Source organism: Micromonospora sp. MH33, assembly GCF_003013775.1.
Taxonomy (GTDB): domain Bacteria; phylum Actinomycetota; class Actinomycetes; order Mycobacteriales; family Micromonosporaceae; genus Micromonospora; species Micromonospora fulviviridis.
In genome coordinates, this window is record NZ_MUYZ01000031.1 from 28,770 (window position 1) to 39,868 (window position 11,099).

The 11,099-nt window shown below is 74.2% G+C and carries 11 protein-coding genes and 1 pseudogene; 4 read left to right on the top strand and 8 right to left on the bottom strand.

The features are described 5' to 3' along the window. The 4 genes from B0E53_RS08125 to B0E53_RS08140 all read right to left on the bottom strand — a co-directional run bounded on the left by B0E53_RS08125 (nt 1) and on the right by B0E53_RS08140 (nt 4,089). Nucleotides 1-1,428 carry a HAMP domain-containing sensor histidine kinase gene (locus tag B0E53_RS08125; RefSeq protein WP_246835297.1) on the bottom strand — a complete coding sequence of 476 codons (1,428 nt, stop codon included), beginning with the start codon at nt 1,426-1,428 and terminating at the stop codon, nt 1-3. Nucleotides 1,429-1,438: 10 nt separating this feature from the next. Continuing rightward, a complete protein-coding gene (locus tag B0E53_RS08130) occupies nt 1,439-2,131 on the bottom strand; it encodes a response regulator transcription factor (protein ID WP_107075439.1) in 693 nt (230 codons plus the stop codon). A gap of 69 nt (nt 2,132-2,200) precedes the next feature. Continuing rightward, nucleotides 2,201-2,713 carry a hypothetical protein gene (locus tag B0E53_RS08135; RefSeq protein WP_107075440.1) on the bottom strand — a complete coding sequence of 171 codons (513 nt, stop codon included), beginning with the start codon at nt 2,711-2,713 and terminating at the stop codon, nt 2,201-2,203. 203 nt (nt 2,714-2,916) lie between these two features. Beyond that, nucleotides 2,917-4,089: an acetyl-CoA C-acyltransferase gene (locus B0E53_RS08140; protein WP_107075441.1), complete on the bottom strand. Its 1,173-nt coding sequence runs from the start codon at nt 4,087-4,089 to the stop codon at nt 2,917-2,919. A 98-nt stretch (nt 4,090-4,187) separates the two neighbouring features. Here B0E53_RS08140 and B0E53_RS08145 point away from each other — a divergent pair, with 98 nt between their 5' ends. Then, the gene (locus B0E53_RS08145; protein WP_246835296.1) at nt 4,188-4,622 is read left to right on the top strand and encodes a PH domain-containing protein; all 435 of its coding nucleotides are present in this window, start codon (nt 4,188-4,190) and stop codon (nt 4,620-4,622) included. 5 nt (nt 4,623-4,627) lie between these two features. Here the strand turns inward: B0E53_RS08145 and B0E53_RS08150 are convergent, their stop codons facing one another. Both B0E53_RS08150 and B0E53_RS08155 read right to left on the bottom strand, forming a co-directional pair. Further along, entirely contained in the window at nt 4,628-5,572 is a 945-nt protein-coding gene (locus B0E53_RS08150) for a rhomboid family intramembrane serine protease (RefSeq protein ID WP_107075443.1), read from the bottom strand. A 25-nt stretch (nt 5,573-5,597) separates the two neighbouring features. Next, complete coding sequence (locus tag B0E53_RS08155) at nt 5,598-6,128, bottom strand: peptidylprolyl isomerase (protein ID WP_107075444.1); 531 nt, start codon at nt 6,126-6,128, stop codon at nt 5,598-5,600. A gap of 84 nt (nt 6,129-6,212) precedes the next feature. Here B0E53_RS08155 and B0E53_RS08160 point away from each other — a divergent pair, with 84 nt between their 5' ends. Further along, a complete protein-coding gene (locus B0E53_RS08160; protein ID WP_107075445.1) occupies nt 6,213-7,049 on the top strand; it encodes a hypothetical protein in 837 nt (278 codons plus the stop codon). A gap of 69 nt (nt 7,050-7,118) precedes the next feature. Here B0E53_RS08160 and corA read toward each other — a convergent pair whose 3' ends face one another. Beyond that, a complete protein-coding gene (corA, locus tag B0E53_RS08165; RefSeq protein ID WP_107075446.1) occupies nt 7,119-8,267 on the bottom strand; it encodes a magnesium/cobalt transporter CorA in 1,149 nt (382 codons plus the stop codon). A 370-nt stretch (nt 8,268-8,637) separates the two neighbouring features. Further along, nucleotides 8,638-9,732, bottom strand: coding sequence for a PLP-dependent aminotransferase family protein (locus tag B0E53_RS08170; protein WP_107075447.1), 1,095 nt, complete (start codon nt 9,730-9,732; stop codon nt 8,638-8,640). 199 nt (nt 9,733-9,931) lie between these two features. Here B0E53_RS08170 and B0E53_RS08175 point away from each other — a divergent pair, with 199 nt between their 5' ends. Further along, entirely contained in the window at nt 9,932-10,810 is an 879-nt protein-coding gene (locus B0E53_RS08175) for a 3'(2'),5'-bisphosphate nucleotidase CysQ (RefSeq protein WP_107075453.1), read from the top strand. Between the two features lie 103 nt (nt 10,811-10,913). Continuing rightward, nucleotides 10,914-11,099 (top strand): annotated as a pseudogene (locus tag B0E53_RS08180) (hypothetical protein); the annotation flags it as partial.

The window sequence follows — 11,099 nt, forward strand, 5'->3', positions numbered from 1 at the left end:
TCAGGCCGATGTTCGGGTCAGGTAAGGATCTCCGGGCAGCCGGACGGTGAGGGCCGCGCCGCCCTCCGGGGCGTGCCCGGCCGTGATCTCGCCGCCGAGCCGGCGGACCAGCCCGGCGGCGAGCGCCAGTCCCAGGCCGCTGCCCACCTTGCGCACCCCCCGGTACCGCTGGTGCAACGCCCCGCGCTCGAAGGCCACCGCGAGGTCGTCGTCGGTGAAGCCGGGTCCGCCGTCGCGGACCTCGACGAGCCCGCCCGCCGCCGGGTCCGCGCCGGCCGGCCGGACCGCGAGCACCACCGGCGCCCCCGGGGGTACGACCCGGAGCGCGTTCTCCAGCAGCCCGTCCACCACCTGCCGGATCCGCCCCGGATCGGTGTACGCGGGCACCGGCCCGGCTGGCGCCTCCACCCGGAACGGCACGCCGACCGCCGCGCACCGGTCGGTCCAGGTGCGGGCCGCGTCGGCGGCGAGCCGGGTCAGGTCGACCGGCCCGGGTTCCAGCGGGAAGTCGGCGGCCTCCAGCCGGGCCAGCGCCAGCAGGTCGCTGACCAGCCGGTCCAGATGCTCGGACTCGGCGAGCACGGTCCGGCCGGTGGCCGGCACCGCGTCGGCCTCGATCACCCCGTCGGCCAGCGCCTCGGCGTAGCCCCTGATGGCGGTGAGCGGGGTGCGCAGCTCGTGCGAGACCGAGAGCAGGAACTCGCGCTGCCGCCCCTCGCTGGTGGCCAGCGCGGCGGCCAGCCCGTTCAGCGCGTGCGCCAGGTCGGCCACCTCGTCGGGCGGTTCGACCGGCACCCGGACCGCCCGGTCCCCGGCGCGCAGCCGGGCGGCGGCGGTGGCCGCGGTCCGGATCGGCCGGGCCAGCCGGCGGGCGAGGAACAGGCCGGCGGCCACCCCGGCGGCGAGCCCGGCGAGCAGCGGCAACCAGAGACTGAGCAGCACCTGACCCCACGGTCCGTTCCGGGTCGGCCGGGTCAGCACCACGCCGTCCCCGCCGGGCAGCGCCCGGCCCTCGACCAGGGCCCGTTCGCCGCCGACCATTCGCCGGCCGGAGACGTCCCGGCCGGCCGCCACCCTGTTCACCACCGGCCGGGGCAGGCCGGCGCGGTCGGCCTGGCCCGCCCGGATCAGGTACACCTCGATCTGCTGCTGGCGGAGTTGGCGGATGAGCCGGTCCCCGGCGGTGTCCCGCTGGCGTACCGCCCGGACCCGGAGCACGTCGGCGGCGAGCCGGGCCTGGGCGGCCAGCGCGACCTGGTCGCGCCGTTCGGCGCCGCGCACCGCCAGGGGGACCGCGACCAGCGCGGTGACCAGCACCGACACCAGCGCCACCGCGCAGCTGACCAGCACCGCGCGGGCGGTCAGGGTGTGCGCGAACCGCCGCCGGGGCAGGGCCGACGGGCCGGGCCCGACGACCGGCAGCGCCATGGTCGGCTGCTCAGGCATCGGCCGCGTACCCGACGCCGCGGTGGGTGCGGATCACGCTGGCCGGGCCGAGCTTCGCCCGGACCTGCGCCACGTGCACGTCGACGGTCCGGGTACCGGCATGGGCCGCGTACCCCCAGACGCCGGCCAGCAGTTCCTCCCGGGTGAAGACCCGGCCGGGCCGGGCCATCAGGTGCGCGAGCAGGTCGAACTCGGTGGAGGTGAGCTGCACCGGGGCACCGGCGGCGGTGACCGTGCGCCGGGCCGGGTCGAGGGTGACCGGGCCGACCACCCGGGGCCGCTCGGTCGTGGTGGGCGCGCCGGCGGTGCGGCGCAGCACCGCCCGCACCCGGGCCACCAGCTCGCGCGGGCTGAACGGCTTGGTCACGTAGTCGTCCGCGCCCAGTTCCAGGCCGACGACGCGGTCCACCTCGTCGTCCCGGGCGGTGAGGAAGATGACCGGCGTCCAGTCGCCGGCCTCACGCAGCCGCCGGCAGACCTCGGTGCCGGCCAGGCCGGGCAGCGCGATGTCGAGCACGCAGGCCACCGGGCGCAGCCGCCGCGCGGCGGCCAGCCCGGCCGCCCCGTCCCGTTCCAGGTGTACGCCGAACCCGTCCCGGATCAGGTAGAGCCGGACCAGGTCGGCGATGGCCGGCTCGTCCTCCACCACGAGGACGAGCCCGCGCGGTGCGTCGTCGGCGGTCACCGGCCCATGATTACCGACCGGGCGCCGCCCGGAAGGTCAGGGGAATGTTCGGGTTCGGTAAGGAGCCGGTCAGCGGACCGGCGCGGGGCGGAACACGGCCGGGCGGGCGCCGGCCGACGGCTCGCCGATGGTGGCGACAATCCGCTCGGCGGGCGTCCGGAGCCGGGTCCGGAAGGCGTGGTTGAGCAGGGCGTCGAGCTGCCACACCTGCTTCGGGTGGTGGGTCCGGATGAGGAACCGCTCCCGGATCCCGTCGATCGCCGTGGCCGCCAGCTCCACGCTGTGCGACCGGGGGTCGGGGCTCCAGGTGACGTTGCTCAGCTCGCGCAGTTCGGTGTTGAGGTGCAGGCGCAGCCGGTGCAGCACCCGGGTCTGCTGGGTGACCACCAGGCGGCGGTGGGTGAGCAGCATCAGGTAGTCGCCGCCGACCGGGTGGTCCGGGCGGCTGCACCGGGTGACCAGGATGGTGGCGTCGCCGGAGCCGACGCACCGGCGGAAGACCGGCATGTGCCGGCTGACGGTCTGGGTCGCCAGGCCGGTGTCGGCGGCGGCCGGAAGGAACGTTCGCGAGAACACGTCCATGCAAGATGCAACGAGCAGATGAGCAGGGGTGATATGGGTCACTCCCGATTTCTGGAACTTCCACCCGTGCAAATCGCACTGCCGGTGCGACGTCGAGCCCCGGCCGGGCGGCCCGTCGTGGCGCTCGGTCCACGCCTCCAGGTAGGCGTCCCGCAACCGGCCCAGCACCGGGTCGCCCGGCGCCAGCCCGGCGCCGGGCGCATTCAGAGCAGCTCGACGATGGTGGCGTTGGCCATGCCGCCGCCCTCGCACATGGTCTGCAGGCCGTAGCGGATCCCGTTGTCCCGCATGTGCTGGAGCATGGTGGTCATGATCCGCGCGCCGGACCCGCCGAGCGGGTGGCCGAGCGCGATCGCCCCGCCGCGCGGGTTCAGCCGCTCCGGGTCCGCCTCGGTCTCCGCCAGCCAGGCCAGCGGCACCGGGGCGAACGCCTCGTTCACCTCGTACACCCCGATCTCCTCGATGCCCAGCCCCGCGCGGCGCAGCGCCTTCGCGGTGGCCGGGATGGGGGCGGTCAGCATGGTGACCGGGTCGTCGGCGGCGACCACGGCGGTGTGCACCCGGGCCAGCGGGCGCAGGCCGTGCCGGCTGGCCCACTCGCTGGTGGTGACCGCGAGCGCCGCCGCGCCGTCGGAGATCTGCGAGGCCGAGCCGGCGGTGACCACACCGTCGGCCTTGAACGGGGTGGCCAGCTCGCCCAGTTTGGCCAGCGAGGTGTCCCGGCGGATGCCCTCGTCGGCGGCGAACTTGCCGCCGTCGGCCAGCGCCACCGGGGCCAGCTCCGGGTCGAACGCCCCGGCGTCCTGCGCGGCGGCCGCCTTCTCGTGGCTCGCGAGGGCGAACTCGTCGAGCTGCGTACGCGAGAAGCGCCACCGCCGGGCGATCAGCTCGGCCCCGACGCCCTGGTTGAACGGGAGCGGGCTGTCCTCGGCGACGCCCTCGACGCCGCGGTAGCGCTCCAGGATCGCCGGGCTGAACGGCATCCCGCCGGCCACGCTGGAGCCCATCGGCACCCGGGTCATCGACTCGACGCCGCCGGCGACCACCAGGTCGGCCTGGCCGGAGAGCACGGTGGCGGCGGCGAAGTGCAGCGCCTGCTGGCTGGACCCGCACTGCCGGTCGAGCGTGGTGCCGGGGACCGACTCGGGCCAGCCGGCGGCGAGGACGGCGTTGCGCGCCACGTTCCACGACTGCTCGCCGACCTGCGACACGCAGCCCCAGACCACGTCGTCGACGTCGACCGGGTCGATGCCGGTCCGCTCGGCGAGGGCGCGCAGCACGTGCGCCGAGAGGTCGACCGGGTGCACGCCGGCAAGGCTGCCCTTGCGTCGCCCGACCGGGGTCCGTACCGCACCGACGATGACCGCGTCACTCATGTCTACTCCCCGGTAACCTGGCTTGCCCCGATCCTACGTGCTGACCCGACCGGTCGTCCTCCCCCGGTTCCGCGCCACCCGGCTGGCATGCTGGGGCGGTGACTGCACAGTCGTCCCCGGCCCGGCAGTGGCGCGTGCCGCCGGTGCTGCCGGCGGTCAAGGCGCTCGGCGCGCTCGTTCTGGTCGCGCTGGGCCTGCTCTTCGCCGGCGAGGACCGGGTCCAGCCGGTGCTCGCCGGGCTGGCCGCCGCCGGGCTGCTCGGCTGGGCGCTGCGCGACCTGGTCGCGCCGGTCCGGCTGGCCGCCGACCCGGAGGGGATCACCGTGATCCAGGGCTTCGCCCGCCGCCGGCGGCTGCCCTGGGCGGCCGTGGAGTCGATCCGGGTGGAGCGGCGTACCCGGCGTGGGATCACCGGCGAGACGCTGGAGATCGACGCGGGCGAGTCACTGCACCTGTTCGGCCGCTACGACCTGGACGCGCCGCCCGAGGAGGTCGCCGCCGCGCTGGAGACTGCCCGCGCCGCCGCCCGCTGAGGCGGTCAGCCGGTCAGCGCGGCGGTGCGGACGAGGACCAGCCCGAGCAGCGCCACCAGCAGGATCACCCCGCCGGCGGTCTGGAAGGCGGTCCGCCGCAGCCGCGGGGCGTACGCCAGGACCAGGGCCATCAGCGCGCCGACCACCAGCCCGCCGAGGTGCCCGGCCACCGAGATGCCCGGCACGGTGAACGTGAAGATCAGGTTGATCACCAGGATCGGCACGATGGACGAGGTGTCCCGGCCCAGCCGCCGCATGATCACGAAGATCGCGGCGAAGAGGCCGAAGATGGCCGTCGACGCCCCGACGGTACTGGCGTGGACGGGGCTGAACAGGTAGGCGGCCACGTTGCCGCCGAGCCCGGCGACCAGGTAGAGCGCCAGGAACCGCAGCGGGCCGAGCACCGCCTCCAGGGTCCGGCCCAGCACCCAGAGCGCCCACATGTTGAGCAGCAGGTGCACCACGCCGTAGTGCAGGAACATCGCGGTGACCAGCCGGTACCACTCGCCGGCGGCGACGCCGTGCCACTCGCCGAAGGCGACGTACGGGGCGTATCCCAGCACCGCGCCCCAGTCGGTCAGCGGCGTCGAGTTGCCCATCAGGCCGCCGAGGCCGCCGCCGGCCACCGCGCTCCCGCTCCGGGCCGAGGCGATGGACAGCACCATGACCAGCACGTTCAGCGCGATCAGGGTCTTCGTGACGTAGCCCTGGCGGCCGGCGGCACCGCCCCCGAAGGCGGTACGCGCCGGCCGCACGGTGCGGCGTCCCTCGCTGACGCACTCCGGGCACTGGTGGCCGACGGAGGCGTCCCGCATGCACTCCGGGCAGATCGGCCGGTCACAGCGGGTGCACCGGACGTAGGTCTCCCGATCGGGGTGCCGGTAGCAGACCGGAGTGGTCGGCGCCGGCCCGCCTGTGGCGTCACCTGCCTGCCCGGAGCGCTCAGTCATGCGAGCAAAGGTACCCGCGTGACGCTCAGGCCGGCTTGCGCTCGATCTCGACGCGCTCGATGACCACGTCCTGGAGCGGCCGGTCGCTCGGGCCGGTCGGGGTGTTCGCGATCGAGTCCACGACCTTCGCCGACTGCTCGTCCGCGACCTGGCCGAAGATGGTGTGCCGGTTGTTCAGGTGCGGGGTCGGGCCCACCGTGATGAAGAACTGCGAGCCGTTGGTGCCCGGCCCGGCGTTCGCCATCGCGAGCAGGTACGGCCGGTCGAAGCGCAGCTCCGGGTGGAACTCGTCGGCGAACTTGTAGCCCGGGCCGCCGCGACCGGTGCCGGTCGGGTCGCCCATCTGGACCATGAAGCCGCTGATCACACGGTGCGAGATGGTGCCGTCGTAGTACGGCCCGCTGCCCGGCTGGCCGGTACGCGGGTCGATGTACTCGCGGGTGCCCTCGGCCAGCTCGACGAAGTTGCGGACGGTCTTCGGCGCGTGGTTCGGGAAGAGCTCCAGCCGGATCGGGCCAGCGTTGGTGTGCAAGGTGGCGTAGACAGCCTCGGCCACGGGTACTCCTCACTCGTTGGTCAGTTCCATGCGGATCCTCCCATGTGCCCGATCTGGCCATGCGGAGGCATCCGAAGGTGGAGGATGACGGAGGAACAACTCCCAGGAGGTGGGACCGTGTTTGGAATCGGGCGGCGTAAGACCCAGGGGCAGCTCGCGAAGGCGGAGCTGAACCAGGGCATCGGTCACCTGAGGCAGGCCGCCGCGCACGCGGCGAAGGGTGCCGGCGCCACGGTCGGCCCGCGCGTCCAGGCAGCCCGGGGCGCCGTCGCGCCCACCGCGATCGTCGTCCGGGACCGGGCGTCGAGCGGTGTCGCGTCGACGGCAGCCGCACTCGCGCCGCTGCTCATGGCGATGCGCAACGCGCAGGCCGAGGCCGCCGGCAAGGCCCTGACCGGCCGGAAGGCCGCCACCGCCAAGCAGGCCGCCATGAGCAAGAAGGTGAAGGCGAAGAACATGAAGGCCGCGAAGAAGAAGCAGAAGAGGTCGCGCGGCATGACGACCGGCCTGCTGCTCGCCGGCACGGTCGCCGGCCTGGCCGGCGCGATGGCCATGCGGCGCCGCCGCGAGCAGCAGGAGTGGGCCGAGTACGACCCGGCGGGCAAGCTGGAGCCGATGCGCGAGGACGTGGACACCATCGTGGTGGAGACCCCCGACGCGACCGCGAAGGTGACCGACGCGTCCACCATGTCCAGCAGGTCGGGCGTGGCCGGCGGCCCCACCGGCGCCGGCAGCTCGGCGGCGGCCGGCGGCGACAGCGCCTCGACCACCACCCCGGGCACCCAGCCCAAGATCCACCCGAACGACAAGGTCCCCTCGGTCGCCGAGGGCACCCGGGACGTCTCCGGCCGCCCGGCCGACGACGTCACCAAGGCGATGCAGAACGGGAAGAACACCGCCAAGGCCAGCGGCCGCCGCTGACCCGCACGGTCACGGAAAGCGCCGGCGCGCGCGGCTACGCCCCGCGCGGCCGGCGCTTCCGTCTGCCGGTCACAGCCAGCCGTTGCGGCGGAACAGCCGGTAGAGCGTGAACGACGAGACGAGCATCAGCGCCCACACGCCCGGGTAGCCGTACGTCCAGCTCAGCTCTGGCATGTACTTGAAGTTCATGCCGTAGATGCCCGCGATGGCGGTCCACACCGCACCGATCGCCGCCCAGGCCGCGATCTTGCGCATGTCGTTGTTCTGGTCGACGGTGACCTGGGCCAGCCGCGCCTGGAGGATCGAGTTGAGCAGGTCGTCGTAGGAGTTCACCTGCTCGACGGTGCGGCTGAGGTGGTCCTGCACGTCCCGGAAGTAGCGCCGCACCTCCTGCGGCACCTCCCGGTTGACCTGCGAGGTGAGGGTGAGCAGCGGGCGCTGCAACGGCACCACCGCCCGCTTGAACTCCACCAGCTCCCGCTTCATCTGGTAGATCCGCTGGATCCGCCCGCTGTTCTGCCGGTCGAAGACGTCCGCCTCCAGCACGTCGAGGTCGTCCTCCAGCCGGTCGGCCACCTCCAGGTAGAGGTCCACCACCCGGTCGGTGATCGCGTACGCGACGGCCCACGGGCCGTGCTCCAGCAGGTCCCGCTTCGCCTCCAGGTCGGCGCGGACCGGCGACAGCCGGCAGGCGTCCCCGTGCCGGACGCTGATCAGGAAGTTCGGCCCGATGAAGAGCATCACCTGGCCGGTCTCCACCACCTCGGAGTTCTCGGTCAGCTCGGTGTGCTCGCAGTAGCGGGCGGTGCGCAGCACGAGGAAGACCACCTCGCCGAAGCGCTCCAGCTTGGGCCGCTGCTCGGCCTTGACCGCGTCCTCCACGGCCAGCTCGTGCAGGCCGAAGGTGTCCGCGATCGCGGTCATCTCGTCCAGCTCCGGCTCGTGCAGGCCGAGCCAGACGAAGCCGTTCCGCTCCTGGCGGGCGGCGGCCAGGGCGTCGGCGTAGTGCCACTCGCCCGGTTGGCGCTCGCCGTCGACGTAGAGGCCGCAGTCGACGATCCCGCTCCGGCCGGGGTCGGCCGGCTGGGGCGTACGGGGGGAGCCGTCGGCGTTGAGGATGCGCGACATGGCGCGTACCGGCGCCGCCCAGGCTCGTGGTCTGGGCGCCCGGTCGCCGTTCTGCCCGGCGGTGCGGTCGCGTGCCACCCGGTCCGTCATCTCGCCCCCTCTCCACGAAGCTGCGGCTTGCAGGTTACGCCGGTCAGGGCGGGGCGCAGCGCGGGCGAGCGCGGGGCGGGCGACCGGGCTGCGACCCGCGTCACGCCGGGCAGGAGACGGTGGCGGCGCCGGGCGGGCCGGCCGCGTCAGGGGGGTGAGGGGCGACACGGCCCACCCGGCACCCATTGGGGGCGGGAGTTCTGCTGCGAGCGCCGACGGTCCGGACCGGGGGCGGCCCGGGCGGCTGCCGGTCGGCGGACCGGTCACCGGCGAAGATGAGCGGCGCTCGCAGCATTGTGAGCCGCCGGCCGGCCCAGCGGGAGACCCGGGCCGGCCGGTATCGCCGTTCTGTCGGAAACCCGACAGAAAATCAGCCTCGGACGGCCGCCATTGCCTCGGCCAGCCGCCGGACGCCCTCGTCGATCCGGTCCGCGGTCACCGCGGAGAAGGCCAGCCGGAGCGCGTGCCGGCCGCCGTCGATCATGAAATCGCTGCCCTTGACCACCGCCACGCCGCGCTCGGCGGCGGCCGGGGCGAGCCGGTCGACCTCCACGTCCTCGGGCAGCTCCACCCAGAGGAAGTAACCGCCGTCCGGCTCCACGAACCGGGCCTCGGGGATGTGCCGGCGCAGCGACTCGGCGAGCACCACGGCACGCTCGCCGAGCGCCGTCCGCACGGTGTGTACCGACCGCTCGATCTCCCCCGAGACACAGAACTGGTGCACGATCGCCTCGGAGACCATGCCCGGCGAGATGTAGAGGTTGGTGGCCCGCTTGGCGATCGTCGCGATCACGTCGGCCGGGCCCACCAGGTAGCCGACCCGGACGCCCGGGCAGACCGTCTTGGTGAAGCTGGAGGCGTGCACCACCACGCCCCGGGTGTCCATCGACAGCATCGAGGGCAGCGGCTCGCCCCGGAACCGGATGTCCGCGTACGGGTCGTCCTCGAAGATCGTGAAGCCGTACTCGGCGGCCAGGTCGAGCAGCTCGCGACGCTTCTCCAGGGAGAGGGTCACGCCGGCCGGGTTCTGGTAGTTCGGGATGACGTGGGCCAGCCGCGGCCGGACCCCGGACTCCAGCAGCTTGCGCAGCTCGGCGGTGTCCAGACCGTCCGGCTGGATCGTCACACCGTGGATCTCACCACCCATCTGCTGGAGGTTGAGCAGCGTCCGGTCGTACGTCGGGCGCTCGACCACCACCGCGTCGCCCCGCCGCACCAGGTGGTCGAAGAGGAAGGCGTCGGCCTGGAGCGAACCGTTGGTGATCAGCACCTGATCGGCCTCGACGCCGTGCTTCTCCGCGATCCACTTCCGCAGGGGCGGGTAACCGACGGAGGTGCCGTACGCCGTGATCCCGGCGGGGTCGGCGTCGAAGGCGCGGACGGCGGCGGCCTTGAGCCCCTCGACATCGACGATGTCCAGCGAGGGAGCGCCACGGGCGAAGGAGATCAGCTGCTCGGCGGTCATGCGCACGAGCCTAGGGCCTGGTCCGGCGGGTCCGACCGCCATACACGCGAAGTTCAACATGCGGGCGGCCGCTCCGTCCACCAGGGCCGACGGAGATCCGAGCCCGGTTCACGCCTGTCTACCATCCGACCGGAAGCTGGCGCCGGGACCACCGGCCGCCGAAGGATTGCGGGTCGCGGCAGACCCGGGGAGACAGGTGGTGAGGCTCGTGACCGAGGACGAGGCCGGACGGCTCGACGACCAGCAGTTCGCGCAGTGGCTGGCCGGGCGGGCGGGCGAGGCGCTCACCGCGCTGCGGGACCGGCAGGGCTTCGCGGACCCGAAGGCGCTCAAGGACGCCGGCGACCGCGCGTCGCACGAGCTGATGACCGCGGCGCTGGCCCGCTGGCGGCCCGCGGACGCGGTGCTCTCCGAGGAGGAGGCCGACTCGCGCCGGGCGTGGGCGGACGGCGAGCGGGCGCCCCGGCACGACGCCGACCGGGTCTGGATCATCGACCCGCTGGACGGCACCCGGGAGTTCTCCGAGGCCGGCCGGGACGACTGGGCGGTGCACGTGGCGCTCTGGCAGCGCTCCGCCGCGCCGGACGGCGCCCTGGTCGCCGGCGCGGTCGGCATGCCGGCCCGTACCACGGTGGACAGTGACCAGCTCATCCTCGGCACCGGCTGCCCGACCCCGAAGGCGGTCGACGGGCCGATCCGGATCGCGGTGAGCCGCAGCCGCCCGCCGGCCTTCGTCGGAGAGCTGGTCGAGCTGCTCGGCGCGCAGGCCGTGCCCATGGGCTCCGCCGGGGTCAAGGTGTGCGCCGTGGTGACCGGTGAGGTCGACGCGTACGTGCACGCGGGCGGCCAGTACGAATGGGACAGCGCCGCCCCGGTGGCGGTGGCACTGGGCGCCGGGATGCACGCGTCCCGGATCGACGGGTCGCCGCTGCGCTACAACCGGGCCGACCCGCGCCTGCCCGACCTGCTGGTCTGCCGTCCCGAGCTGGCCGACCGACTGCTCGACGCGATCGCCCGCACCGGGGTCGAGATGCCCGCTTCGACCGTCACCGGCACCCCGGGTGGGGCGTTCGGCTGAGTGTTGCGGTACGCACGGCCCAGGTGACCGGGAGATATCGTCGGTCGGAATGCACGTCCGACCTGAGCCCCGAGAGACGGGCCGCCGCCAGCCAGGGAGGGTCATGCCGGCCGAGCGAGACCAGCACAACGCCTTCGAACCGCCGACCGGTCTCTGGCCGGGGCAGGACGTACCGCGCCAGCAGGGCGCGCCCGCCCTGCCCTGGCCCGAGGCCGCGCCCCCGGTGCCACCGGCCGAGGCGCGGTCCGGCCTGCCCTGGCCGGAGACCGGGCCGGCCGCCGGTCCCGCC